Raw genomic sequence first — 26,138 nt, forward strand, 5'->3', positions numbered from 1 at the left:
TCACTTGATTATGAGTGCTTTTTTTGGTAACGTACAAATAGAGTTATTAATTTATAATCATTATAAAGTAGAAAGTCTTTATTAGTTTTACTGAATCTCCTTTATTACATACGGAGAATAAATAAAAAATAATCGGTTGTTCACACGATTGTCAGATTCATAAGAGGAAAGTTGTATTATGATAGTAGATAAAGTGATAAAACGGGTGAAGGGGGACATGCTGCGTGCATATTCTTGTTGTTAGTGTAAATTATCGAACAGCCCCTGTAGAATTTCGTGAGAAACTCACATTTCAGGCAGCAGAGCTAGAGCAAGCAATGACTACATTACAAAATCAAAAGAGCGTGTTAGAGAATGTCATTGTATCAACTTGTAATCGCACTGAGATTTATGCTGTTGTCGATCAATTACACACGGGACGGTATTATATTAAGAAGTTTTTAGCTGATTGGTTTCAGCTTGAAATAGAAGAAGTCGCACCATATTTAACTATTTTTGAACAAGACGGTGCAATAGATCATTTATTCCGCGTGACGTGCGGTTTAGATTCTATGGTAGTTGGAGAAACACAGATTTTAGGCCAAATAAAAGATAGCTTTTTAGAAGCGCAACAAGTAAAAGCGACAGGCACAATTTTTAATGAGTTGTTTAAGCAGGTGGTTACGTTAGCGAAACGTGCGCACTCAGAAACGACGATTGGTGAAAGTGCGATGTCTGTCAGCTATGCTGCTGTTGAGCTCGGAAAGAAAATATTTGGTGAGTTAACAGATTGTCATGTGCTTATTCTTGGTGCTGGTAAGATGGGTGAACTGGCACTGCAAAACTTATATGGAAGCGGTGCTCGAAAAGTAACAGTCATGAATAGGACTTTTACGAAAGCGGAAGTAATGGCTGAGAAATATATGGGACATGCAAAGCCTTTAAGTGAATTGCAATGTGCATTATTAGAAGCAGATATTTTAATTAGTTCAACTGGTGCATCTGAATATGTCATCACGAAAGAGATGATGACAAAGGTAGAGAAAATGCGCTCTGGTCGTCCGTTATTTATGGTGGATATTGCAGTGCCACGTGATATTGATCCAGCGATTGATGAACTAGAAGGTTCTTTCTTATATGACATTGATGATTTGCAAGGAGTAGTGGAAGCAAACCGTGCTGAGCGTTTGAAAGAAGCAGAGAAAATTCAATTTATGATTGAAGAGGAAATTGTTTTATTTAAAACGTGGTTAAGTACACTTGGTGTTGTTCCGTTAATAGCAGCTCTTCGTGATAAGGCACTTGCTATTCAAAGTGAAACGATGGAAAGCTTGGAACGAAAAATACCGAATCTTAGTGATCGTGAGAGAAAAGTAATTAGTAAGCATACGAAAAGTATTATTAATCAATTATTAAAAGACCCAATTTTAGTAGCGAAAGAAATAGCTGCTGAAGAGGGAGCAGACGAAAAATTAGCGTTATTTGCAAAGATTTTCGACTTAGAAATGGAAGATGTAGAGAGTTGTGCGGAAGAAGTAGAACATAAAAGAGCGTGGACACCATCCGTTCCATCTTTATAATTTGGAAGGATGATCGGATGAGTTTTTTAAATAACAGTATTATTTATCATATTGCAATTATTTTATATGCTTGTAGCATTAGTTTATATTTTATAGATTATTTCCAAAGTAACCGAAAGGCGAACCGATTTGCTTTTTGGTTACTTTCGATTGTATGGGTTCTGCAGTCTATCTTTATGTTACTTAGGGCTACAGATTCAGAAACGAACCCTATATTAACTTTATTATCAGGGATTTATTTTTATGTTTGGCTATTGATTACGATGTCGTTAGTCATTAATCGATTTATGAGAATTGACTTTCTAGTCTTTTTTACAAATGTTGTCGCATTTGGCGTAAGCGCTTTTTCTATTTTTACACCGCTCGGAAAGATGTCGCCGGTACTGGCAGAGCAATTAGTTTCAGAACTTGTATATGTACATGTCGGTATGGCTATTATTTCTTATGCAACTTTCACTGTATCGTTCATTTTTTCTATTATGTATTTATTGCAATATCGCCTATTAAAAAAGAAAAAATGGAATGCGAGATTAAGAAGGTTAGGGAATTTGCCGAAGCTAGAATCGATGTCTTACGGATTAAATTTATTTTCTGTTCCATTTTTCTTATTAGCTATTTTATTAGGATGCATATGGGGATATACGAAATTGGACAATTTCCATTGGTATGATACGAAAGTGATCGGGTCTTTTGTCGTTCTATTTGTATATTGTGCTGGCCTATATTTACGAGTGGCAGATGTGTTGCAAGGGAAGAAAATCGTGCAGTGGAACATCGGAGCATTTCTCGTAATGCTAATCAATATTTTTCTATTAAGCAGTTTATCCAACTTCCACTTTTGGTATTTATAATGAGGAGAGAGAATTATGCGCAAAATTATTGTAGGGTCACGAAAGAGTAAATTAGCATTAACGCAAACAAACTGGTTTATTGATCAGTTAAAAGCACTAGGTTTACCATATGAATTTGAAGTGAAAGAAATCGTCACAAAAGGTGATGTTATTTTAGATGTTACTCTTTCAAAAGTAGGCGGAAAAGGCTTGTTTGTTAAAGAGATTGAACATGCGTTACTTACGAAAGAAATTGATATGGCTGTACATAGTATGAAAGATATGCCGGCCGTACTTCCAGAAGGATTAATGATTGGTTGTACACCGAAGCGTGTTGACCCTCGTGATGCTTTTATCTCAAAAAGCGGAGCATCGTTTAAAGAGTTAGCAGAAGGCGCTATTTTAGGTACGAGTAGTTTAAGACGCAGTGCACAATTATTAGCTGCGAGACCAGATTTACAAGTGAAGTGGATTCGAGGAAATATCGATACACGTTTACGTAAATTACAAGAAGAAGATTACGATGCAATCATTTTAGCAACAGCTGGATTACAAAGAATGGGCTGGGATAATGAAGTTATTACAGAACATTTAGATGAGACGTTATGTGTACCTGCTGTAGGACAAGGTGCATTAGCGATTGAATGCCGTGAGGATGATAAGGATTTACTACAGTTGTTAGCGCATATGAATGATGCAGTAACAGAAAGAACAGTGGCGGCAGAACGAGTATTTCTTCATAAACTTGAAGGTGGCTGCCAAGTTCCGATCGCTGGATATGCAACTCTTACAGAAAATGATGCAATCGAATTAACAGCTCTTGTCGGTTCTATGGACGGTTCTATTTTATTGAAAGAGACAGTAGCAGGAACTAATCCAGAGGAAGTAGGATTAGAGGCTGCGGACCGTTTAATTAAACAAGGCGCAAAAGAACTCATTCTTGCTGCAAATAAGGGGCAACAATAAATATGAACGCTCTCGCTGGCAAAACGGTATTAATTACACGTGCCCAGCATCAAGCGAAACAAATGAGTGTAGCGGTGAAAGAAAAGAGCGGAATTCCATTGGAAATTCCGCTTTTGCGTATGGAAGGTATGTCTCATAGGCAAATTCAACATATAGCAGGGCAGCTGCATTCGTATGACTGGGTTATTTTCACGAGTAAAAATGGGGTAGCTTTTTTTCTAGATAGTTTGAGAAAGAAGCTACCCGCAAAGACTAAAATTGCTGCAGTAGGCGTGAAAACAAGGTTAGAGTTAGAAAAGCGGGGCTATCAAGTGGACTTCGTTCCAACTTCATTTGTTGCAGAAGTATTTGCAGAAGAGTTTGTAAAAAGACTAAGTGGAAACGAGTGCATTTTATTTCCGAAAGGGAATTTAGCAAGAGATGTAATTCCAGTTGCACTTCGCGAAATTGGTGTTTCTCTAGAGGAGCTAATCGTATATGGTACGGAAGAGAATGTAGAGAAAAGGCAAGAGCTTATAGTAGCGTTAGAAGTAGGGAAAGTAGACATTATTACATTTACGAGCCCTTCAACTGTTACTAGTTTTGTTCGTTTACTTGAGGGTACAAACTGGAGAGAATGGACAAAAAAATGTACAATTGCTTGTATAGGGCCTATTACGGAAAAAGAGGCGAGCCTTTATTTTCCGCATGTTATTATGCCGAAAGAGTACACTGTAGAAGCATTACTACAATGCATTTGTGAATCTATAAAATAAAAGAATGGGGATAGAAATCTATGAACTCTTTACAATTTAATCGTCATCGTCGCTTAAGACAAAGTGGTAATATGCGTGCGCTTGTGCGTGAAACGTTTTTACATACGGAAGATTTTATTTACCCTATTTTTGTATTAGAAGGAGAAAATGTTCGTAATGAAGTGCCTTCTATGCCAGGCGTATATCAAATATCTTTAGATTTATTGCAAGCTGAGATGCAAGAGGTTGTTGATTTAGGTATTCGTTCTGTTATTGTATTTGGTTTACCTGCTGAAAAAGATGAAGTTGGATCATCAGCATATTGTGATCATGGAATTGTGCAACGTGCAATTAAGCAAATTAAAGGTGAATTCCCTGAGCTAGTAGTAGTTGCAGATACATGTTTATGTCAATTCACAAGCCATGGTCATTGCGGTGTAATTGAAGATGGTATTATTTTAAATGACGAGTCTCTTGCAGTTCTTGCGAAAACAGCTGTAAGCCAAGCGAAAGCAGGAGCGGACATTATTGCGCCATCAAACATGATGGACGGATTCGTAACAGCAATTCGCCATGCATTAGATGAAAATGGTTTTGGACACGTACCAGTAATGTCGTACGCTGTGAAATATTCATCAGCATTTTACGGACCATTCCGTGATGCGGCGCACGGTGCTCCGCAATTTGGTGATCGTAAAACATATCAAATGGATCCAGCGAACCGTATGGAAGCATTCCGTGAAGCAGAATCAGATGTAATGGAAGGGGCAGATTTCTTAATTGTAAAGCCAGCTCTTTCTTACTTAGATATCATTCGTGATGTGAAAAATAACTTTAATTTACCAGTCGTTGCTTATAACGTAAGTGGTGAATATTCGATGATTAAAGCAGCAGCGCAAAATGGTTGGATTAATGAAAAAGAAGTTGTACTTGAAAAATTAATGAGCATGAAACGTGCAGGAGCAGATTTAATTATTACGTATCATGCAAAAGATGCAGCAAGATGGTTACAAGAAGGAGGCGCTAAATAATGAAAAAGTTTGATAAGTCGATTGCGGCGTTTGAAGAGGCGCAAGATTTAATGCCTGGTGGCGTAAATAGCCCTGTTCGTGCTTTTAAGTCTGTTGGTATGAATCCGTTGTTTATGGAGCGCGGAAAAGGCTCTAAAGTATATGATATCGATGGAAATGAATACATCGATTACGTATTATCATGGGGTCCTTTAATTCATGGTCATGCGAATGATCGTGTTGTTGAAGCTTTAAAATCTGTTGCTGAAAGAGGAACAAGCTTCGGTGCCCCAACGGAAATTGAGAATAAATTAGCGAAACTTGTTATTGAGCGCGTACCATCAATTGAGATTGTACGTATGGTTAACTCTGGAACAGAAGCGACAATGAGTGCGCTACGTTTAGCTCGTGGTTATACAGGACGTAATAAAATTTTGAAATTCATCGGTTGTTACCACGGTCATGGTGATTCGTTATTAATTAAAGCGGGTTCTGGTGTGGCGACGCTAGGTTTACCAGATAGCCCAGGTGTACCAGAAGGTGTAGCGAAAAATACGATTACCGTAGCGTATAACGATTTAGAAAGTGTGAAATACGCTTTCGAACAATTTGGTGATGATATTGCTTGTATAATTGTAGAACCAGTAGCAGGAAATATGGGTGTTGTTCCTCCGCAACCAGGATTTTTAGAAGGTCTTCGTGAAGTAACAGAGCAAAATGGTGCATTGCTTATTTTTGATGAAGTCATGACAGGATTCCGAGTTGCTTATAATTGCGGACAAGGTTATTACGGTGTAACACCTGATTTAACTTGTTTAGGTAAAGTAATCGGTGGTGGCTTACCAGTAGGAGCATACGGTGGTAAAGCAGAAATTATGCGCCAAGTTGCACCGAGCGGACCGATTTACCAAGCGGGTACTTTATCAGGTAACCCACTTGCAATGGCAGCAGGTTATGAAACGTTAGTACAGTTAACGCCAGAATCATATGTAGAATTTGAGCGTAAAGCTGAAATGTTAGAAGCTGGCTTACGTAAAGCGGCTGAAAAACATGGCATTCCGCATCATATTAACCGTGCGGGTTCTATGATTGGTATCTTCTTTACAGATGAACAAGTTATTAATTACGATGCAGCAAAATCTTCAAACTTAGAATTCTTTGCGGCTTACTATCGTGAAATGGTAGAACAAGGTGTATTCTTGCCACCATCTCAATTCGAAGGTCTATTCTTATCGACAGCACATAGTGATGCAGATATTGAAGCGACGATTGCAGCAGCTGAAATTGCAATGTCAAAATTAAAAGCTTAATTTTTGAAAGAAAATCGCTCTCCATAAGGGGAGCGATTTTTTTTATTCATAAAGTCAGCTTTCCATACATAAATCTGTAATGACATATAGTTTGGGAGGGGGAAAAGAAGTGGCAACAGATCATTCATTACGTTTTTCATTAAAAGAATCTGTTTGGTTCCAAAAAGGACAGGAAGTCGAAGAACTTTTGTCAATTTCGTTAGATCCAGACGTTGAGATAGAAGAGCTTGATCATGAAGTTATCGTGAGAGGGCAATTAGATTTAACGGGAGAGTATGTTGCGCGGCAAGATGATTCGGCTTATTCATTAAGAGATTTATCGCCAGCGAAGTCGATTGATTATGTAGAAACAAGGGAAGATGGGGTTAATGAACTTGTTCATTCCTTTCCACTTGAAATATCAATTCCGAGAAACCGTGTGAAAGTAATTGAAGAACTATATGTATCTATTGAGGAATTTGATTATGAATTAAAGGAAAATGGTTGCTTACAATTATTAGCGGATATATCTATCACTGGTTTATGTGATGAAGAAAGAATCGAGGATGAAGAGGAAGAAACAGCGTATGCTGAGTTAGAGGCTGATTCCGCACAAGAAGATGAAAATAGACCTGCCATGCACGTAGAAGAACCAGTCTATAAGGAATCAGATGAGTGGGAAGATTACGCATTTGAACCGTTTCAACTAGAGCAAAGAAAAGAGCAGGAAGTAGAGGAAGAGGAAATAGAAGAACATGAATTTGTGGAGCGTGAAGAGGAGAAAGAATCAACGCCACAATTTGAATTGTTCGGAAGAAAAGATTTCAAGAAAGAAAAAGCGAAAAAACAAGAAGAGCAAGAAGAAGAAACGTATTCACAGCGAGATGAAAATGCACTTTATTTAACGAAAATATTTACGAAAGAACCGGAAGAAGAATTTACAAAGTTAAGAATGTATTTCGTGCAAGAAGGGGATACAATCGAATCTGTTGCAGACCGTTATGAAACGTCTGTACAAAACTTATATCGTGTCAATCAAACAGAAGATATATATTTAACTGCGGGACAAATTATTTATATTCCTGTTTCAAGGGCAAAAGCGAAATAAGTGAGTGTTTTCACTCGCTTATTTTCCTAAAGGCTATGTTTTGAATAGAAAGGGTTATTCGTATGGATATTGAATTACGAAATCGCTATGAACCCATTGTAAGGCAATATAGATTGGATACACAGCATATGGAAGAGCACGGAAGTGTAACGAAAATTTACACGAATCAAGGTCCGTATGCGCTCAAGAAAATAGAAGACGGGAAGTTAGAGCGGAATAACTTTTTGCACCATATTCAATATTTGAAGGAGAACGGTTTTTCAAATTATGTACCTATATACCATGCGACGGATGGAAATTATATTTTAAGTGACGGGACGTATAATTATTATTTAATGCCTTGGTTAGAACGTGCGGAAGGCAATGGGGAGGATAATGATCAATACCATAAAATGTTTCAAACTCTGGGGACGTTACATCAAAAAACGGTGAAAGAAGAAACGTATACAGAAGAAGATTTAGAAAAACATTATACAAATATATCCGATCGCTGGGAGAATGATGGTGAGATGTTAGAAGAGTTTCTCGTAGAATCTGAAGCGAAGTGGTATATGTCTCCGTTTGAATTGCAATATTGTACGTACTATCATCATGTAATGAGGGCGCGTGAGTTTGCAATGAAGCAATTAACTGAGTGGAACGATGCGATGAAAGAAAAAGAAAAAACACGTATTACTTTTGTACATGGTAACGTATCGCTTAATCATTTCTTATTTGATTATGAACGGAATGGCTATTTTATTAGTTTAGAAAAATCGAAGTTTGCCACACCGGTGCAAGATATAGTAGGGTTTTATTCTCGGTCTTTAAATACGTATCCAATTGCGCGAAGTGATCGGTTTGAATGGTATCAAATGTACCAAAAAAATTTCCCTTTTACGAAAGAAGAGCAACTACTCATGTTTGCGTATATGACGTATCCATCGCAATTTATTCGGCAAATCCAGTCTTATAAGAAAAGAAGAGGGAGTCGCAATAAGGAAAATGAACTTCTCGGAGTAAAGAGCTTACAACAATCGCATTGGCTCGTTAGCAATATAGAATATTTCCTTTCGCAATTACAAGCTGCCCAGCAAGGGAACGGATAAAGTGAAACTTTAATCAGTGGGGGTCTTACTGCCCGCAAATAGCGGGATAAAGAAGATAAGTAGAGGATGCTACTTATCTTCTTTTTTTGCCCAAAAAGCCGTAGTATTAAATTTATCTTGACGAATAGGGTTTCGTTTTTTACACTATTGTATATAATAATTAACAATCATATAAATGCCTTGAAGGGGAAGAGTATAACAAGAAACGTCTTCAGAGAGGAGAATCATTAGCTGGGAGATTCTCTAGATAGTTATGTTAGAAGGTAGCCCTGGAGCATCTTTTCTGAACGGAATAGTTCTTATTAGGAAAAGACGGATTTGTCCGTTATCAAATTAAGAGTATAAGCAAATTCCTGAATTTGTTTGTAAATAAAGGTGGTACCGCGATGTCCCTCGTCCTTTTTGGATGAGGGGCATTTTTTATTTTAAGGAGGGAAAATAATGTCAAATACGGAAAAGAATTTACCAACTAAATATGATCATATGTCCGTTGAAGAAGGCCTTTATCAATGGTGGCTTGAAGGCAAATATTTCGAAGCAACAGGAGATGAGAAGAAACAACCATACACAATTGTAATTCCACCTCCGAACGTAACTGGTAAGTTACACTTAGGTCATGCTTGGGATACAACTCTTCAAGATATTTTAACTCGTACGAAGCGTATGCAAGGTTACGATGTATTATGGCTTCCAGGAATGGACCATGCGGGTATCGCAACACAAGCGAAAGTAGAAGGAAAACTTCGTAAAGAAGGTATTTCACGTTACGATCTTGGCCGTGAGAAATTCCTTGAAAAAGCTTGGGAATGGAAAGAGGAATACGCGTCTCACATTCGTCAACAATGGGGGAAAGTTGGTTTAGGACTAGACTATTCTCGCGAACGTTTCACATTAGATGAAGGTTTATCTGATGCGGTTAATAAAGTATTCGTTCAATTATACGAAAAAGGCTTAATTTACCGCGGTGAATATATTATCAACTGGGACCCAGCAACACGCACAGCTCTTTCTGATATTGAAGTAATTCATAAAGAAGTTCAAGGTGCATTCTACCATATGAACTATCCATTAACAGATGGCACTGGTCATATTCGTCTTGCGACTACTCGTCCAGAAACGATGCTTGGTGATACAGCAGTAGCAGTTCATCCAGAAGACGATCGTTACAAACATTTAATCGGGAAAACAGTTACACTTCCAATCGTAGGCCGTGAGATTCCGATTATTGCTGATGAGTACGTAGAAAAAGATTTCGGAACAGGCGTTGTAAAAATTACACCAGCTCATGACCCGAATGACTTTGAAGTAGGTAACCGTCATGACTTACCACGTATCTTAGTAATGAACGAAGACGGATCAATGAACGAAAAAGCTGGTAAGTATAACGGTATGGATCGTTTCGAATGCCGTAAAGCGTTAGTGAAGGACTTACAAGAAGCGGGCGTATTAGTAGAAATTGAGCCTCATATGCATTCAGTAGGTCATAGTGAGCGTAGTGGTGCAGTTGTTGAGCCTTACTTATCAACACAATGGTTCGTAAAAATGGCTCCACTTGCTGAGAAGGCAGTAGAGCTTCAACAAAAAGAAGAAGAGAAAGTAACGTTCGTACCAGAGCGTTTCGAAAACACATATTTACGCTGGATGGAAAACATTCACGACTGGTGTATTTCTCGTCAATTATGGTGGGGACACCGCATTCCAGCTTGGTATCATAAAGAAACTGGTGAAGTATACGTAGGTACAGAAGAGCCAGCAGATATTGAAAACTGGAATCAAGATAACGACGTACTGGATACATGGTTCAGTTCAGCGTTATGGCCGTTCTCAACACTTGGCTGGCCGGATGAAGATTCAGTAGACTTCAAACGTTACTATTCAACAGATGCACTAGTAACGGGTTATGACATCATCTTCTTCTGGGTATCTCGTATGATTTTCCAAGGTTTAGAGTTTACAGGCGAGCGTCCATTTAAAGATGTATTAATTCACGGTTTAGTGCGTGATGAGCAAGGACGTAAAATGAGTAAATCTCTTGGTAACGGTATTGATCCAATGGATGTTATCGAGAAGTACGGTGCAGATGCAATGCGCTATTTCTTATCAACAGGAAGCGCACCAGGTCAAGATTTACGTTTCAGTATGGAAAAAGTAGAGTCTACTTGGAACTTCATTAATAAAATTTGGAACGCATCACGTTTCGTATTAATGAACATGGATGATATGAAGTATGAAGAAATCGATTTAACTGGGGAAAAATCAGTTGCGGATAAGTGGATTTTAACTCGCTTAAACGAAACAATCGAAAGCGTAACGCGTAACATGGATAAATATGAGTTCGGTGAAGCTGGTCGTTCATTATACAACTTCATTTGGGACGATTTCTGTGACTGGTACATTGAAATGGCGAAACTGCCACTATATGGTGAAGATGAAGCAGCTAAGAAAACAACTCGTTCTATTTTAGCTTACGTATTAGACCAAACAATGCGTCTATTACACCCATTCATGCCATTCGTAACAGAGAAGATTTGGCAACATTTACCGCATGAAGGCGAATCTATTACAGTAGCAGCATGGCCAACAGTTCGCGAAGATTTACAAGATACAGAAGCTGCGGCAGAAATGCACCTTCTAGTTGATATCATTCGCTCTGTTCGTAACATCCGTGCAGAAGTTAATACGCCAATGAGCAAAAAAGTTCAAATGCAAATTAAAGCAAAAGATGAGGCTGTACTTGCTCAACTTACAAAAAACAGCTCTTACATTGAGCGTTTCTGTAACCCAAGCGAATTAATAATTCAAACGGATTTACAAGCACCAGAAAAAGCAATGACTGCAATCGTATCAGGTGCAGAGTTATTCTTACCGTTAGCTGATCTTATCAATCTTGATGAAGAGAGAGCACGTCTTGAGAAAGAATTTGAGAAGTTCGACAAAGAAGTAGAACGTGTACAGAAGAAACTTTCAAATCAAGGTTTCGTAGCGAAAGCTCCTGCAGCAGTTATTGACGGAGAGCGTGCGAAAGAGCAAGACTACCTAGAAAAACGTGAAGCAGTTCGCCAACGTCTAGCAGATCTTGAAAAGTAAAATGTTTTTTAGAGGCTCACTATATTGGTGAGTCTCTTTTCTTTGCGTATAATAGGAGTATGAAGGTTGTCTTTTGAAAGGGGAAAGCATACGTGATACATACATACGAAGAAGCGATAGGGTGGATTCATAGCCGATTGAAGTTTGGTATTAAACCAGGATTAGAAAGAATGAGATGGATGCTAGAAGAGCTCGGAAATCCAGAGCGTCACATAAAATGTGTTCATCTTGCTGGTACAAATGGAAAAGGTTCAACGTTAACATATATGCGCTACATGTTAGAAGATGCAAAATATAAGGTAGGAACATTTACCTCTCCTTATATTGAAACATTTAACGAACGTATTAGTGTGAACGGGACACCAATTACAGATGAAGAGATTACTGAACTTGTAAAGATGGTAAAGCCAGTCGTTGAAAAACTAGATGAGACGGATTTAGGGGAAGCGACTGAGTTTGAAATTATTACTGTTATGGCAATTTGTTATTTCGGTAAAGTTAATTTCTGTGATGTTGTTTTATTTGAAACAGGGCTTGGAGGGCGTTTTGATTCTACGAATGTTATTCATCCTGTTCTCACGATTATTACAAATATCGGCCACGATCATATGCATATTTTAGGGAATACACTAGGAGAAATTGCATATGAAAAGGCGGGGATTATTAAGTCTGGTGTTCCAGTTATTACTGGTGTACGAGATGAGGAAGCATTGCAAGTCATTCAAAAAGTTGCAAAGGAAAATCATGCAAACTTATACGAGATGGGCAAGCATTTTACAGTGTTACATAAACAGTCTGGCGAAGATGGAGAACAGTTCGATTTCATTTGTCCTTTCGCCACCTTTGAAGATGTGCGAATCTCAATGAAAGGTGTTCACCAAGTAGGAAACGCAGCACTTGCACTTATGGCAGTCATGTATGTCAAAACATACTTATCATTTTTAATTGAGGAAGAAGAAATAAGAACTGGATTACAGGAAGCGTATTGGATTGGGCGATTTGAAAAACTGCAAAGCAATCCAGATATTATTATAGATGGTGCCCATAACCCAGAAGGTATCGAAAGTCTTGTGAAAACAGTAGAATCACATTACAAAAATAAAAATGTAATAGTTTTATTTACTGCCCTAGGTGATAAACAATTGCATAATATGGTAGATCAATTAGAAACCATTGCCGATGAAATTATTTTTACAACATTCGCCTTTGATCGTGCTATTTCTGCTGACAAGCTTGCATCGTATTCAAAGAAAGAGTCAAAACTAGTTTTTGAAAATTGGAAAGAGGCAATTGATACGAAGGTTGAAATGATTGGAGAAAATGATGTTTTTATCATAACAGGTTCTCTTTATTTCATTTCGGAAGTTCGAAAATATATTTGTGAGAAAAACTAGATAGTCTTTGCTATCTAGTTTTTTTGTTCTACAAATGAAGTCAAATGCATACATATAAGATAAATATATAGGATTATTTGGCGAATTCCTCTGACAAATATCTCGTTTTTTTGTGAAATGAATATGATATGATGCGGACAACGATAAGAGGTGAGGTGTGAGTGTATGGACAAGCAATCACGAACGATCTCAGTGAAAGTGAATGGAACCGAAGCGAAGTATGAGGAGAAGAAGAAAGATGAATTTGAATGGATGGTAGTAGAAAGTGAAAGACCGAAAAACGTTGTTCCGTTTCAAAAAGCGAAATTGGTGTCTAAGGAAAAAAAACGAAAGAAGTGGAGCAATACGTTAATTGCAATCGTTGCAACTGCGATTGTTATTGGTACGGCGTTTGGGATGGGAATGCTACAGTTACTTAAAGGACAAGGTGCGACAGGGGGAAGCGAAGTAACAGCTTCGAAGCAGATGCGAAATGAAGAATCAAAGGTGGGTGGAACGGCAGAACAAACACCGGAACCAAAAGAGGAAAAACAAAAAGCACAGACAGGAACGTCATTAGATCCAATGAAATTATTTTTTGTGCAAGGAGGGATTTATTCTTCCGAAGAAAAGGGACAGGCCGCTCTTGAAGAGTGGAAAGGTAATGGAGGCGTTGCAGCTTTAAAACCAAGCGGTGATAAGTATGCATTAGTTGTTGGTATTGCTAGCGATGAACAAGGCATAAATCAATTAATGACGCAGTATAAAAATGATAATGTCTCCGTATTGAAAAAGAACTGGGATATAACAGATAAAGCATTACTTAAAGATGATAAAGAAGTTGGGGCATTTTTAACAAAAGTACAGCCATTATATACTCATTTAGCAAAATATGCTTCCAGCGTACAAGCTAGTGGAAAAAGTAATGCAAAAGATATAGGTGCGATTGAAAAAGAGTGGAAAGCAATTGAAAAAGAAGGGAAAAGTATGAAGCAGGAAGAAGCAAAGAAATTGTATATGTATACGTCAGTAGCTGTGCAAACAGTGAAGGATGGAAAAGGTGATAAGGAATCTTTGGCGAAATTAAATCAAGTTATTATTGATGGTATACTTTCATATGAAAAAATTGTTTCCCAAAAGGTGAAATAATAGGATAATGAAATGACGAAGGAAGAAGTATAGGTACTTCTTTCTTTTCTTTTGAATTTAGAGCAAAGTGCTTTCTCTATGGCAGGAATATAATCGTATTTTAGTAAAAAGTATTATTTTATTTAGAGAAAATAATATTTCTTTCATTTGTGGACAAACTATTCCTTTGATACGATTGATGTAAATGATTCTGCTTCATGTGAGAAAGGAAGGAGAAAATATGAGAAAAATTATTTTAGCATCAGGGTCACCTCGCAGGAAGGAACTGCTTGAGTTAGCGGATGTACCATTTGAAATCATTGTAAGTGAAGTAGAAGAGACGATTGGTGCGTACTCATCACCTTCTGATATCGTTATGTCCCTCGCCCTGCAAAAAGCATCTGCGGTAGCAGAAACGAATAGTGATTACATTGTGTTAGGTGCAGACACAATCGTTACATATGAATCGCGTATTCTTGGAAAGCCTTCTAATGAGGCTGAGGCGAAAGAAATGTTGCAATTATTATCAGGGAAAACACATGAAGTGTATACTGGTGTTGCAATTATAGCAAAAGACAAAACAGTCACTTTTTACGAGCGTACAGAAGTTACGTTTTGGGAATTAACAGAAGAGGAAATTGACGTATATGTTGCATCAAAAGAACCTCTTGATAAAGCAGGAAGTTATGGAATTCAAGGTAAAGGATCTATTTTTGTTCAACATATTCAAGGGGACTACTATAGTGTAGTCGGGTTACCAATTTCACGTCTTGTTCGGGAATTAAAACAATTTAATATTGATGTAACCCATGCGTAAAATTGCATGGGATTTTCTTTGAGAGAACAAATAAAAGGGGTGGAGAAATGAACGGTATTCGTGATGTTGTCAAAGAAGAACAGCCACGGGAGCGTTTATTGTTAGAAGGAGCTGGAAGTTTATCGAATCGGGAGCTTCTTGCTGTGTTACTTAGAACAGGTTCTAAAGAAGAAACAGTTTTAAAGTTATCAGATAAAATTTTACATCACTTTGATGGTTTACGTATGTTGAAAGATGCAACGTTAGAAGAGCTTGTCAGTATACATGGTGTTGGGATTGCAAAGGCAGCCCAGCTTATAGCTGCTTTTGAACTTGGTAGAAGAATGGTACGTTTAGAATATCAAAATAGATACAGCATTCGAAGCCCAGAAGATTGTGCGAGATATATGATGGAAGAAATGCGCTTCCTGCAACAGGAGCATTTTGTATGTTTATATTTGAACACAAAAAATCAAGTTATACATAGGCAAACGGTTTTCATTGGAAGTTTAAACACATCAATTGTACATCCAAGAGAAGTTTTTAAAGAAGCGTTCCGCCGCGCAGCAGCCTCTATCATATGTCTTCATAACCACCCTTCAGGAGACCCCACGCCGAGCCGAGAGGATATTGAAGTAACGAAACGCTTAGTAGAATGCGGCCAGATTATCGGAATTGAAGTGCTTGACCATATTATAATAGGTGACCATAAATTCGTGAGTTTAAAGGAAAAAGGTCATATTTAAGACTATGCTTTTTACTTATTTTGTTTTATAATGTGATTTATGAGTTTTTTGTAGAAATTTATCTACAAAAAGGATAAAGATATAAAAAACGTACTGTTTTTATAATATAAAGTAAGAAAAAATGAGTCCGTGAAAACAAGAAAGGAAGATAAATAATATGTTTGGATTTGGTGGCTTTACTCGCGATCTTGGAATAGATTTAGGAACTGCGAACACGCTTGTATATGTAAAAGGAAAAGGTGTAGTTTTACGTGAACCTTCAGTAGTAGCGTTACAAACTGATACGAAACAAATCGTTGCTGTAGGTAGCGATGCAAAACAAATGATTGGTCGTACACCAGGAAACGTTGTGGCACTTCGCCCGATGAAAGACGGTGTAATTGCTGATTACGAAACGACAGCAACAATGATGAAATATTACATTCAACAAGCTCAAAAATCAAATGGATTCTTCTCACGTAAGCCTTACGTAATGGTATGTGTACCGTCTGGTATTACAGCTGTAGAAAGACGTGCAGTAATCGATGCGACTCGTCAAGCGGGTGCTCGTGATGCTTATCCAATCGAAGAACCATTTGCAGCAGCAATTGGTGCGAACTTACCTGTTTGGGAACCAACTGGTAGTATGGTTGTTGATATCGGTGGCGGTACAACAGAAGTTGCAATCATTTCTTTAGGTGGTATTGTAACAAGTCAATCAGTTCGTGTTGCTGGTGATGATATGGACGATTCAATCATTCAGTACATTAAGAAAAGCTATAACTTAATGATTGGTGAAAGAACGGCTGAAGCATTAAAATTAGAAATCGGTTCTGCAGGCGAGCCAGAAGGTATCGAGCCTATGGAAATTCGCGGTCGTGATTTAGTAAGTGGTTTACCAAAAACAGTACTAATTCAGCCAGAAGAAATTGCAGATGCATTAAAAGATACAGTAGATGCAATTGTAGAATCTGTTAAAAATACGTTAGAGAAAACTCCACCTGAATTAGCGGCAGACATTATGGACCGTGGTATCGTATTAACAGGTGGCGGAGCATTACTACGTAACTTAGATAAAGTGATTAGTGAAGAAACAAATATGCCAGTCCTTGTTGCAGAAGACCCATTAGATTGCGTAGCAATTGGAACGGGTAAAGCATTAGACAATATCGATCTTTTCAAAACTGCTGCTCGATAATATTGCAAAATAAAAATCAATGAAATTAAGAGGGTGTGAACGTGCCACAGTTTTTCTTAAACAAAAGATTAATTGTTTTGTTAGTTAGTATTATTCTTCTCGTGGCATTGATTGGAATCTCATTGAAAGAACGGAACAGTTTAACATGGCCAGAGCAGTTTGTTAAAGACACTGTCGGTGTTGTAGAACGTGTATTCCAAAAGCCAGCGAAATACGTAGCTGGATTCTTCGAAAATGTAGAGGATGTAAAGCGCACGTATGAAGAGAATAAAGAATTAAAAGCAAAATTAGATAATTATGCAGGTCTATCAGGAAAAGTAAAACAATTAGAAGATGATAACAAGAAGTTACAAGAGTTAACGGGTAAAAAAGAGTTGAATAGCCAATATACTGAAATTCCATCTACTGTTGTTTCTCGTAATCCAGATAAATGGTACGATTTAATCGGAATTGATAAAGGAGCACAGCAAGGAATTAAAAAAGATATGGCTGTAGTAACTTCACAAGGTCTAGTTGGACGAGTGAAAAGTGTATCCCAGTTTACATCATCAGTAGAATTGCTAAGCTCTATGAGCCGAACAAATCGTGTTTCTGCTATCGTACAAGGTGATGAGAAAATCTTCGGATTGATTGAAGGTTACGACAAAGAAAAGCACTTACTTCTTTTCACAAAGATTGGCTCTGATGCTCAGGTAGCGAAAGATCAATTAGTTGTAACATCTGGACTTGGTGATATTTTCCCAAAAGGTCTTGTAATTGGAACAATCGTTGATGTTCAGCCAGATCCATACGGCTTAACAAAAACAGCTTATGTAAAACCGGCCGCTGACTTGAATGACGTAGAGCATATTATGGTTGCTAAACGTGCAACGCCTTCAGCGCCATTAGAATAGGAGGGGGAGAAGAGATGATGAAGATTTTAAAAAGAGCAGCTCTTCCTCTTTTGCTCCTTTTTGTTTTTCTATTTGAAAATATGTTTGCTACTATTGTTCCAACAGAGGTTTTTTGGAAAGACGGTATAGCAGCACCTCATTTCTTTATAATTGTGTTATGTTTTATTACTGTGTACTATAGTCCGGTCCAAGGGATTTATTACGGACTCTTATTTGGTTTCTTATTTGATACCGTATACACAGAACTTGTCGGTATATATATATTTGCGTATCCGATTTTAGCTTATTTAGTTTATAGTGTGATGAAGATACTACAATTGAATTTATTTATTGTTGCTTCTATTGTACTAGCTAGCATTGTAGCACTAGAGTATTATGTGTATGGATTTTTAACTTTGTTAGGACGTACTCATATGTCAGCGTATGTCTTTTTCACAGATCGTCTCCTGTCTACTTTATTGCTAAATGCAATTTTCTTATTGATAGTTTGTTTCCCACTGAGACGATATTTAGTGCGTCTTTCAAAAGCGATGGAAGAAAAAGAAAAAAGGATTTTCTAATTTTATGTCGAATTGAATCGGTGGGGTGAACTTTAGTGGAAGAAAAAAAGCAACAAAATGTAACAATAAAAGGGACAAAAGACGGAATAACGCTTCATTTAGATGATTGTTGTTCATTCTCTGAATTACTGGAGGAACTGGATGAAAAGCTTTCTACACATTACTATGATGGTGATGGGCGCTCTTTAATTGAAGTGCATGTGAAAGTGGGAAATCGTTATTTAACAGAAGTCCAACAAGAAGAGATTCGTACGTTAATTCGTAATAAAAAGAATCTTGTTGTGGATTCAATTGAAAGTGATGTTATAACGAAAGCAGAAGCAATAGCTTGGAAAGAAGAAACAGAAATTGTCCCTATTTCCAAAATTGTTCGCTCTGGACAAGTTTTACATGTAAAAGGAAATTTATTGTTAATTGGAGATGTTAATCCAGGCGGAACGGTTATCGCTGGGGGGAATATTTTTGTCGTAGGATCATTAAGAGGAATTGCGCATGCTGGGTATTATGGGGATTCGGATGCCGTAATCGCTGCATCTGATATGAACCCGATGCAACTTCGAATTAGTGATGTGGCAATGCGGGCTCCGGAAGAGAAAGAAGACGGAGCGGAGGCGGCAGAATGTGCGTATATTAATGAGAACAATCACATTGTTGTCGATCGACTGCAACTTCTCACTCATCTTAGACCTAATTTAACAAAGTTAGAAAGGGGAATTGTATAGCTGTGGGAGAGGCAATAGTAATTACATCTGGAAAAGGCGGAGTAGGTAAAACTACAACGTCTGCGAACATTGGTACAGCCCTGGCGTTATCTGGAAAGAAAGTGTGCTTAATTGACACAGATATCGGTCTTCGAAACTTAGACGTAGTAATGGGGCTGGAAAATCGTATTGTATTTGATCTTGTTGATGTCGTTGAAGGGCGTTGCCGTTTACCTCAGGCGCTTATTAAAGATAAGCGTTTTGATGATCTTTATTTATTACCTGCAGCACAAACGAGTGATAAATCAGCGGTAACACCTGAACAAATGGATGAATTAATACAAGTATTACGTCAAGATTATGATTACATATTAATTGATTGTCCTGCAGGGATTGAGCAGGGATTTAAAAATGCGGTAGCTGGTGCGGATAAAGCAATCGTTGTTACGACGCCAGAAGTATCCTCAATGCGCGATGCGGATCGTATTATCGGGCTTTTAGAAAAAGAGGATATTGAACCACCAAAACTTGTTATTAATCGTGTGCGTAGTCATATGCTTCATGAGCAGGATATGTTAGATGTTGATGAAATCGTACGTACATTGTCAATCGAGCTTCTTGGTGTTGTCGAGGATGATGATGAAGTTATTCGTGCTACAAATACAGGTGAACCTGTAGCGTTGCAACCGAGCGGAAAAGCAGCGTTAGCTTATCGTAATATTGCAAGACGCTTGTTGGGTGAGAATGTACCATTGCAAGCATTTGGACAAGAAAAGGTATCGGTATTTACAAAGATGAAAAACTTCTTTGGAATCCGTTAAAAGCACTTCGCACATATGCGAAGTGCTTTCTTTTTTCTTCACACGAATATCTTCCTTTCTTAGCTCATACATATGTACAAACTGTATACAACTGTTTCTATTTAAATTAGCTTAATGAAAGAAAGGAGACAGTATGAAGAATAATCGTGTAGAAGAAATTAAAAAACGGATTGCGAAAAGGAAGGCAGAGCAAGAAAAGATGGAGGAAGAGCAGTATTTTGCTGGAGGGAATTTTGATAGTGAAACAGTATTTATTGAAGAAGGAGAAAAGGAAATTCATCCTTTATTTCGAAAAGAAGTATTTTTCTTCAAATTTTTGTTATCAGCAATATTAGTTCTTTCTGTCGCTATTTTATATAAGAATGCACCCTCTTCTTTCGACGGTGCTAAAGCTGTTACAGAAAAAGTGATGAAAGAAGAATTTCAGTTTGCTACTGTAGCGAAATGGTACGAAAAGCAGTTTGGAAAACCGCTCGTATTTTATTCACCTACTGAGAAAAAAGAAGGAACTATTCAGCAAAAAGATTATGCCATCCCTGCTTCTGGAAAGGTGATGCAAGGGTTTCAAAAAAATGGCCAAGGTGTATTTGTTCAAACAGCTATAAATGCAACTGTTGAGTCAGTGAATGAAGGGCTAGTTGTTTTTGCAGGCAAGAAAGAGGAACTTGGTAATACGGTTCAAATTCAGCATGCAGATGGAACAGAATCGTGGTATGCGAATTTAAATGACATGACAGTGAAATTATATGATTACGTTTCAAAGAAACAAAAAATTGGAACGGTGAATAATGATGCGAATAATAAAAATGGTAAGTTTTATTTCGCGATAAAAAAGAATGAAAAATTTATTGACCCGATTCAGGTGATTTCATTTGATTAAATATAGAGAAGTTTTAACGAAGATTTCAGTGCATCCGTTGTTTTGGGTTATTATTGTCATTGGTATTTTTACGGCACGTTTTAAAGAGTTACTACTGTTATTTTGTATCGTTCTTATCCATGAACTTGGGCATGCCTTTGCGGCGGCACACTACAATTGGCGTATTAAAAAGATTCAACTTTTACCGTTTGGTGGTGTGGCTGAGCTTGAGGAGCATGGGAATAAGTCATTGAAAGAGGAGCTTGTTGTTGTAATTGCAGGGCCTATACAACATATTTGGATGATGGTGGTAGGTTATATAGTCTTTGAATCTGGTTGGCTGGGTGCGGATTTATATTATTTCTTTATATGGAATAATATAATTATTTTAGCATTTAATTTACTACCTATTTGGCCGCTTGATGGTGGAAAAGTATTGTTTAACGTATTATCATATCGTTTTCCTTATTTACAAGCACATGAAAAGATGATGAAATTATCATGTGTTTTTTTTAGTGTAATACTAGTGTGGCAGTTACTTTGGAATAGTAACAATATTATGATGTGGGTACTACTCATATTTTTAGCGGTGTCGTTATATCAAGAGTGGAAACAAAGACAGTATGCCTTTATGCGTTTTTTATTAGAACGTTATTATGGGAACAAAAGAGGAATTGAAAAGATTGCACCTATTGAAGTGCAATCAGAAGATCATTTATATAAGATATTCACAAAATTTCGTAGAGGGTATAAGCACTCTATTATCGTCCATGGAAAATATAAAGAACATTACACATTGGATGAAAATGAATTACTCTATGCGTATTTTACTGAAAAACGAACAACTTCATCTGTTGAAGAATTAATCGGTTAGTGTTGACGATAGCACTAACCTTTTATTATTGTAAAAGCAAAGAAGATTATAAAGTGAGGAAAGAATTTTGAAAACGTTATATATAAACTATGCAGGATCGGAAAAACGCGTTGCAATTGAAGAGAAGAAAAAAATTGTTGAGTTTTTATGGAAACGAAATGAAGAACAAGAGATTGTTGGGCATATTTATGTTGGACGTATCGTAAGAACGATTGCTGGAATGAACGCAGCTTTTGTAAACATCGGTTTAGAAAAACATGCGTACCTTTCATACGATGATGTACCATCTTCTTATCGTATACATGAAGGGCAAGCAGTACTCGTGCAAGTTGTGAAAGAGGCAATTGATACGAAAGGGCCGAAATTGACGGCGAACGTAGAATTTACCGGGAAATATGTCGTTTATATGCCATATGATGAAATGCGTGCGGTTTCTCGGAAAATAAAAAACAATAAAAGAAGGCAACAGCTACTCCAAATTGAGGTAGAAGGGACAGGAGGTTATATTTTTCGCTCTGCTTCTGAAAAAGGAGAAATTGAAGAAATACAAGCTGAAATGCAAAGTTTACAGCAGTTATATGAAGAGCTAAAAAGAAAAGAGGGCCAAGGAAAGGCACCGTTACTACTTCATCGACCGGCGACCTTTTTAGATCGTGTATTCCAAGAGAATCCGATTGAAACGATTGAAAAAGTAGTTGTAGATACAAGAAGTATAGTAAAAGAATTAGAAGAAAAGGTCGGAAAAGAAAAAGTATCTTTTTATAATGAAAAATCTTCAATGTTTAACCATTTTGGAATAGAGCGTGATATCGAGAAAGCACTTCAAAAAATTGTGTGGCTCCCGAATGGTGCTTATTTAATTGTGGAACAAATGGAGACGATGACTGTAATTGATGTGAATACGGGCAAGTTTACTGGAAAACAGAATTTACAAGATACAGTCCTTCGTACAAATGAAGTGGCAGCTGAAGAGATTGCACGTCAATTAAGACTGCGTGATATCGGTGGTATGATATTAATTGATTTTATTAATATGAAAAGAAGAGAAGATAAAGAAAAGGTAAGAGAATGTCTGATGGCTGCTATGCAAAATGATCGCACATATGCAAGAGTACTCGGATTCACAGAGTTAGGGATTTTAGAGATGACACGTAAACGTAAAAAACATTCTTTACGCGACGTATTACTAGAAGAATGTGTACCGTGCAAAGCGACGGGGTATGTAATGTCATATGAAACAATTGCGTATGAGTTAGAGAGAGAGCTAATTACATATGGCAATATAGAGGATGAGGCAGTATTAATCGCTGCACCTAAAAATCTGCAAAAACAATTTTTGCAAAAAGAATTACAAAAAAATATTCCATTTGAAATTTGTTTCAAAGATGATATGATCGAAAAGTATGCAATTGTCCGTTTTGGAAGTAAAACAGAAATTGTAGAACGGAAAAAATAGTTAGTAGAACATTTATTGACAACCGTCTATGATTCATGATAACATCTTTATGTTATAGTTTATAGCACCTAAACGGCTATATGCTACAACCGCACAAGACAGGTTCCCTAAAGACATTTATGTCTACCTCGTTTTTGGCGAGTCTTAGTAATTAAGAGGAGGTGCAAGTATGTACGCAATTATCGAAACAGGTGGAAAACAAATTAAAGTTGAAGCTGGTCAAGCAATCTACATTGAAAAATTAGATGTTGAAGCTGGTGAAACTGTTACTTTTGACAAAGTTCTTTTCGTTGGTGGCGAAAACGTTAAAGTTGGTAGCCCAGTTGTAGAAGGTGCAACAGTTACTGCGAAAGTTGAAAAACAAGGTCGCGCTAAGAAAATCATCGTTTTCAAATACAAAGCGAAAAAGAACAATCGTAAGAAACAAGGTCATCGTCAACCTTACACTAAGCTAGTTGTTGAAGCTATCAACGCTTAATCCAGGTTAACATGATTAAAATTACGATAAGTCGCACGAAATTAGGAAGTATCCAATCATTTAAAATGACTGGACATGCCAATTATGCGCCACATGGACAAGATCTTGTCTGTGCTGGAACTACAGCGGTTGTGTTTGGTTCTATAAATGCAGTGGAAGAACTTTGTAATGTGCAAGCAACTATTGAACTCGGAAGTGATGGTGGATTCTTAACGTATGAATTGCCTAATGATTTAGACGTTCATACAGCAGAAAAAGCACAGATACTTTTAGAAGGATTGGTTGTTTCGCTTAAGACGATCGAACTTGATTACGGAAAGTATATCCGTTTAATAGAAAAAGTGCAGGAGGTGTAACGTATGTTAAGATTAGATCTTCAGTTTTTCGCATCTAAGAAAGGTGTAGGTAGTACAAAGAACGGTCGTGACTCTCAGTCAAAACGTCTTGGTGCTAAACGCGCAGATGGTCAAACGGTTTCAGGTGGTTCAATTCTTTACCGTCAACGCGGTACAAAAATTTATCCAGGTGTTAACGTTGGTCGTGGTGGCGATGACACTTTATACGCGAAAGTTGACGGCGTAGTACGCTTTGAGCGTCTTGGCCGTGACCGCAAACAAGTGAGCGTATATCCTGTTGCTCAAGAAGCATAAGAACTCACGGAAAACTCTAACCTGAGTGCAGGTTAGAGTTTTTCTATATTAAGGGGTATCTAAATGAATGAAAAATGGACAATTATAGATGCATTGCGTCATTCAAGACATGATTGGCTCAATCGTATGCAGATGGTGAAAGGAAACCTTTCCCTTGGAAAAGTGGAAGAAATTCATAGTCTCATCGATCGTTTTGTCCAAGAAGCGAGACAAGAATCCAATCTGATAGGGTTATCAATGCCTTTATTTTCAGAGTGGATTTTAACATATAATTGGAAACAGCAGCCGTGCTTATTGGAGTACGAAGTATTAGGGAAATTACATAACTTATCTCACTTAGATGAGATTGTATGTACATGGACGAATCAATTTTTCTCAATACTTCAGCATAGTTTAGACGTATATGTTGAAAATTATGTTTGTATCACAATTGAATGTGACGCGGAGAATGCTCGTTTCTTTTTTGATTTTCGTGGTAAGCTAACGAGTGTAGAAGAACTACAGAATTGGCTTGCGAACCAAAACAATAAATGGTATTCCATTTCTTATACAGTACGAGACGAAGAAGTCTCAGTTATATTACAACTAATCGAAAAAAGTGTGGTGAAATAATGTTTGTAGATCAGGTCAAGATATATGTAAAAGGCGGCGACGGTGGTAACGGAATGGTTGCGTATCGTCGTGAGAAGTATGTACCTAAAGGTGGCCCAGCAGGTGGCGACGGTGGTAAAGGTGCAGATGTTGTTTTTGTTGTTGAGGAAGGCTTACGTACATTAATGGACTTCCGCTACCAACGTCATTTCAAAGCTGATCGTGGTCAGCACGGAATGAGTAAAGGTCAGCACGGTCGTAAATCTGAAGATTTAATCGTAAAGGTTCCACCGGGAACAATAGTAAAAGATGAAAAAACAGGTGAAATTCTTGCCGATTTAGTAACGCATGAACAAACAGCTGTAATCGCAAAAGGTGGCCGCGGTGGCCGCGGTAACTCACGTTTCGCAACACCGACGAACCCAGCGCCAGAAATCGCTGAGAACGGGGAACCAGGTCAAGAACGTGATGTCACGCTAGAACTTAAAGTGCTAGCAGATGTTGGACTTGTTGGATTCCCAAGTGTAGGTAAATCTACATTATTATCTGTTGTATCATCAGCGCGTCCGAAAATTGCAGAGTATCACTTTACAACAATCGTTCCAAATCTTGGTGTTGTTGAAACTGGTGATAGCCGCAGCTTCGTTATGGCTGACCTTCCTGGACTAATTGAAGGCGCACATGCCGGCGTCGGACTTGGACACCAATTCTTACGTCATATTGAGCGTACACGTGTAATCGTGCACGTTATCGATATGTCTGGTTTAGAAGGCCGTGAGCCATATGAAGATTATGTAACAATCAATAGTGAATTAAAAGAATACAATATGCGTTTAACTGAGCGTCCACAAGTTGTTGTTGCAAACAAAATGGATATGCCAGGTGCAGAAGAAAACTTACAAGCATTTAAAGAAAAATTGGGAGACGAAGTGAAAATTTTCCCAATCTCAGCTGTAACGAAGCAAGGTGTTCGTGACTTACTATTTGAAGTAGCGAACTTATTAGAAACAACACCAGAATTCCCAATGTATGATGATGTGGAAGAATCTGAAGCAAGTGTAATGTACAAATTTGAATCTGAATCTAATTTTGAAATTACACGCGAAAGTGATGGCACATTTGTTATTTCTGGTTACGATATTGAGAAAACATTCAAAATGACAGACTTCTCACGTGATGAATCTGTACGCCGATTTGCTCGTCAAATGCGTGGAATGGGTATTGATGAAGCCCTTCGTGCACGTGGTGCAGTAGACGGAGATATTGTAAAAATTCTTGAATATCAATTTGAATTTATCGATTAAGACTGCCAAAATATGGCAGTCTTTTTTTATTGTAAATGTCTGATTCATATAGGAAAAAAT

The 26,138-nt window shown here is 37.6% G+C and carries 26 protein-coding genes and 2 other annotated features; all 26 genes read left to right on the top strand.

Annotated features, from left to right (window positions below; genetic code table 11):
• Positions 1–224: 224 nt before the first annotated feature.
• The 26 genes from hemA (at position 225) to obgE (ending at position 26,078) form a co-directional block, all read left to right on the top strand.
• Positions 225–1,559 carry a glutamyl-tRNA reductase gene (hemA, locus tag DN394_RS00810; RefSeq protein ID WP_000547847.1) on the top strand — a complete coding sequence of 445 codons (1,335 nt, stop codon included), beginning with the start codon at positions 225–227 and terminating at the stop codon, positions 1,557–1,559.
• Positions 1,560–1,576: 17 nt separating this feature from the next.
• Positions 1,577–2,410: a cytochrome c biogenesis protein gene (locus DN394_RS00815; RefSeq protein ID WP_000008998.1), complete on the top strand. Its 834-nt coding sequence runs from the start codon at positions 1,577–1,579 to the stop codon at positions 2,408–2,410.
• 15 nt (positions 2,411–2,425) lie between these two features.
• Positions 2,426–3,355, top strand: coding sequence for a hydroxymethylbilane synthase (gene hemC, locus DN394_RS00820; RefSeq protein ID WP_097916641.1), 930 nt, complete (start codon positions 2,426–2,428; stop codon positions 3,353–3,355).
• 2 nt (positions 3,356–3,357) lie between these two features.
• Positions 3,358–4,110 (top strand): uroporphyrinogen-III synthase, encoded by a 753-nt coding sequence (gene hemD / locus DN394_RS00825; RefSeq protein WP_088082339.1) that lies wholly within the window; start codon positions 3,358–3,360, stop codon positions 4,108–4,110.
• 20 nt (positions 4,111–4,130) lie between these two features.
• Positions 4,131–5,120 (top strand): porphobilinogen synthase, encoded by a 990-nt coding sequence (hemB, locus tag DN394_RS00830; RefSeq protein WP_097916643.1) that lies wholly within the window; start codon positions 4,131–4,133, stop codon positions 5,118–5,120.
• Positions 5,120–6,409, top strand: coding sequence for a glutamate-1-semialdehyde 2,1-aminomutase (gene hemL, locus DN394_RS00835; RefSeq protein WP_048541355.1), 1,290 nt, complete (start codon positions 5,120–5,122; stop codon positions 6,407–6,409). The genes hemB and hemL overlap by 1 nt, the downstream gene beginning before the upstream one ends.
• A gap of 109 nt (positions 6,410–6,518) precedes the next feature.
• Positions 6,519–7,496, top strand: coding sequence for a stage VI sporulation protein D (spoVID, locus tag DN394_RS00840; protein ID WP_000179734.1), 978 nt, complete (start codon positions 6,519–6,521; stop codon positions 7,494–7,496).
• A gap of 62 nt (positions 7,497–7,558) precedes the next feature.
• Positions 7,559–8,584 carry a spore coat protein YsxE gene (gene ysxE / locus DN394_RS00845; protein ID WP_048541358.1) on the top strand — a complete coding sequence of 342 codons (1,026 nt, stop codon included), beginning with the start codon at positions 7,559–7,561 and terminating at the stop codon, positions 8,582–8,584.
• A 171-nt stretch (positions 8,585–8,755) separates the two neighbouring features.
• Positions 8,756–8,988 (top strand) — a binding site (T-box leader).
• Between the two features lie 37 nt (positions 8,989–9,025).
• Positions 9,026–11,671 (top strand): valine--tRNA ligase, encoded by a 2,646-nt coding sequence (locus DN394_RS00850; protein ID WP_149293541.1) that lies wholly within the window; start codon positions 9,026–9,028, stop codon positions 11,669–11,671.
• Positions 11,672–11,763: 92 nt separating this feature from the next.
• The gene (locus DN394_RS00855) at positions 11,764–13,065 is read left to right on the top strand and encodes a bifunctional folylpolyglutamate synthase/dihydrofolate synthase (protein ID WP_097916647.1); all 1,302 of its coding nucleotides are present in this window, start codon (positions 11,764–11,766) and stop codon (positions 13,063–13,065) included.
• A 165-nt stretch (positions 13,066–13,230) separates the two neighbouring features.
• Positions 13,231–14,193, top strand: coding sequence for a stage II sporulation protein B (locus DN394_RS00860; protein WP_097916649.1), 963 nt, complete (start codon positions 13,231–13,233; stop codon positions 14,191–14,193).
• 220 nt (positions 14,194–14,413) lie between these two features.
• Positions 14,414–14,989, top strand: coding sequence for a Maf family protein (locus tag DN394_RS00865; protein WP_001226270.1), 576 nt, complete (start codon positions 14,414–14,416; stop codon positions 14,987–14,989).
• A gap of 47 nt (positions 14,990–15,036) precedes the next feature.
• Complete coding sequence (gene radC, locus DN394_RS00870) at positions 15,037–15,714, top strand: DNA repair protein RadC (RefSeq protein WP_046958808.1); 678 nt, start codon at positions 15,037–15,039, stop codon at positions 15,712–15,714.
• A gap of 157 nt (positions 15,715–15,871) precedes the next feature.
• Complete coding sequence (mreB, locus tag DN394_RS00875; protein ID WP_000466737.1) at positions 15,872–16,891, top strand: cell shape-determining protein MreB; 1,020 nt, start codon at positions 15,872–15,874, stop codon at positions 16,889–16,891.
• Positions 16,892–16,932: 41 nt separating this feature from the next.
• Positions 16,933–17,784 (top strand): rod shape-determining protein MreC, encoded by an 852-nt coding sequence (mreC, locus tag DN394_RS00880; RefSeq protein WP_001135496.1) that lies wholly within the window; start codon positions 16,933–16,935, stop codon positions 17,782–17,784.
• A gap of 14 nt (positions 17,785–17,798) precedes the next feature.
• Positions 17,799–18,344, top strand: coding sequence for a rod shape-determining protein MreD (gene mreD, locus DN394_RS00885; RefSeq protein ID WP_000975755.1), 546 nt, complete (start codon positions 17,799–17,801; stop codon positions 18,342–18,344).
• A 35-nt stretch (positions 18,345–18,379) separates the two neighbouring features.
• A complete protein-coding gene (gene minC / locus DN394_RS00890) occupies positions 18,380–19,066 on the top strand; it encodes a septum site-determining protein MinC (RefSeq protein ID WP_000391511.1) in 687 nt (228 codons plus the stop codon).
• 2 nt (positions 19,067–19,068) lie between these two features.
• The gene (gene minD, locus DN394_RS00895) at positions 19,069–19,866 is read left to right on the top strand and encodes a septum site-determining protein MinD (protein WP_000503312.1); all 798 of its coding nucleotides are present in this window, start codon (positions 19,069–19,071) and stop codon (positions 19,864–19,866) included.
• A gap of 133 nt (positions 19,867–19,999) precedes the next feature.
• Positions 20,000–20,746: a stage IV sporulation protein SpoIVFA gene (gene spoIVFA / locus DN394_RS00900; RefSeq protein WP_000794810.1), complete on the top strand. Its 747-nt coding sequence runs from the start codon at positions 20,000–20,002 to the stop codon at positions 20,744–20,746.
• A complete protein-coding gene (gene spoIVFB / locus DN394_RS00905; protein WP_097916651.1) occupies positions 20,739–21,599 on the top strand; it encodes a stage IV sporulation intramembrane metalloprotease SpoIVFB in 861 nt (286 codons plus the stop codon). Before spoIVFA ends, spoIVFB begins: the two co-directional genes overlap by 8 nt.
• A gap of 67 nt (positions 21,600–21,666) precedes the next feature.
• Positions 21,667–23,055, top strand: a complete 1,389-nt coding sequence (locus DN394_RS00910) for an Rne/Rng family ribonuclease (RefSeq protein ID WP_097916653.1) — start codon at positions 21,667–21,669, stop codon at positions 23,053–23,055.
• Positions 23,056–23,132: 77 nt separating this feature from the next.
• Positions 23,133–23,210, top strand: a sequence feature (ribosomal protein L21 leader region).
• 14 nt (positions 23,211–23,224) lie between these two features.
• Positions 23,225–23,533, top strand: coding sequence for a 50S ribosomal protein L21 (rplU, locus tag DN394_RS00915; protein WP_000270907.1), 309 nt, complete (start codon positions 23,225–23,227; stop codon positions 23,531–23,533).
• Between the two features lie 11 nt (positions 23,534–23,544).
• The gene (locus tag DN394_RS00920; protein WP_002008596.1) at positions 23,545–23,889 is read left to right on the top strand and encodes a ribosomal-processing cysteine protease Prp; all 345 of its coding nucleotides are present in this window, start codon (positions 23,545–23,547) and stop codon (positions 23,887–23,889) included.
• A gap of 3 nt (positions 23,890–23,892) precedes the next feature.
• Positions 23,893–24,183, top strand: coding sequence for a 50S ribosomal protein L27 (rpmA, locus tag DN394_RS00925; protein ID WP_000944957.1), 291 nt, complete (start codon positions 23,893–23,895; stop codon positions 24,181–24,183).
• Between the two features lie 63 nt (positions 24,184–24,246).
• Positions 24,247–24,795, top strand: a complete 549-nt coding sequence (locus DN394_RS00930) for a sporulation initiation phosphotransferase B (protein ID WP_001003576.1) — start codon at positions 24,247–24,249, stop codon at positions 24,793–24,795.
• Entirely contained in the window at positions 24,795–26,078 is a 1,284-nt protein-coding gene (gene obgE / locus DN394_RS00935; RefSeq protein ID WP_046958810.1) for a GTPase ObgE, read from the top strand. Before DN394_RS00930 ends, obgE begins: the two co-directional genes overlap by 1 nt.
• Positions 26,079–26,138: the final 60 nt, after the last annotated feature.

The sequence above is a fragment of the Bacillus sp. BB081 genome (genome assembly GCF_008368895.1).
Lineage (GTDB): Bacteria > Bacillota > Bacilli > Bacillales > Bacillaceae_G > Bacillus_A > Bacillus_A wiedmannii.

Bases quoted from the DNA above. Each gene is read 5' to 3' on its own strand.
- DN394_RS00815 (WP_000008998.1), top strand. From the start codon at position 1,577: ATGAGTTTTTTAAATAACAGTATTATTTATCATATTGCAATTATTTTA.
- hemC (WP_097916641.1), top strand. From the start codon at position 2,426: ATGCGCAAAATTATTGTAGGGTCACGAAAGAGTAAATTAGCATTAACG.
- hemD (WP_088082339.1), top strand. From the start codon at position 3,358: ATGAACGCTCTCGCTGGCAAAACGGTATTAATTACACGTGCCCAGCAT.
- hemB (WP_097916643.1), top strand. From the start codon at position 4,131: ATGAACTCTTTACAATTTAATCGTCATCGTCGCTTAAGACAAAGTGGT.
- hemL (WP_048541355.1), top strand. From the start codon at position 5,120: ATGAAAAAGTTTGATAAGTCGATTGCGGCGTTTGAAGAGGCGCAAGAT.
- ysxE (WP_048541358.1), top strand. From the start codon at position 7,559: ATGGATATTGAATTACGAAATCGCTATGAACCCATTGTAAGGCAATAT.
- DN394_RS00850 (WP_149293541.1), top strand. From the start codon at position 9,026: ATGTCAAATACGGAAAAGAATTTACCAACTAAATATGATCATATGTCC.
- DN394_RS00860 (WP_097916649.1), top strand. From the start codon at position 13,231: ATGGACAAGCAATCACGAACGATCTCAGTGAAAGTGAATGGAACCGAA.
- DN394_RS00865 (WP_001226270.1), top strand. From the start codon at position 14,414: ATGAGAAAAATTATTTTAGCATCAGGGTCACCTCGCAGGAAGGAACTG.
- radC (WP_046958808.1), top strand. From the start codon at position 15,037: ATGAACGGTATTCGTGATGTTGTCAAAGAAGAACAGCCACGGGAGCGT.
- mreB (WP_000466737.1), top strand. From the start codon at position 15,872: ATGTTTGGATTTGGTGGCTTTACTCGCGATCTTGGAATAGATTTAGGA.
- mreD (WP_000975755.1), top strand. From the start codon at position 17,799: ATGATGAAGATTTTAAAAAGAGCAGCTCTTCCTCTTTTGCTCCTTTTT.
- spoIVFA (WP_000794810.1), top strand. From the start codon at position 20,000: ATGAAGAATAATCGTGTAGAAGAAATTAAAAAACGGATTGCGAAAAGG.
- rplU (WP_000270907.1), top strand. From the start codon at position 23,225: ATGTACGCAATTATCGAAACAGGTGGAAAACAAATTAAAGTTGAAGCT.
- DN394_RS00920 (WP_002008596.1), top strand. From the start codon at position 23,545: ATGATTAAAATTACGATAAGTCGCACGAAATTAGGAAGTATCCAATCA.
- rpmA (WP_000944957.1), top strand. From the start codon at position 23,893: ATGTTAAGATTAGATCTTCAGTTTTTCGCATCTAAGAAAGGTGTAGGT.
- DN394_RS00930 (WP_001003576.1), top strand. From the start codon at position 24,247: ATGAATGAAAAATGGACAATTATAGATGCATTGCGTCATTCAAGACAT.
- obgE (WP_046958810.1), top strand. From the start codon at position 24,795: ATGTTTGTAGATCAGGTCAAGATATATGTAAAAGGCGGCGACGGTGGT.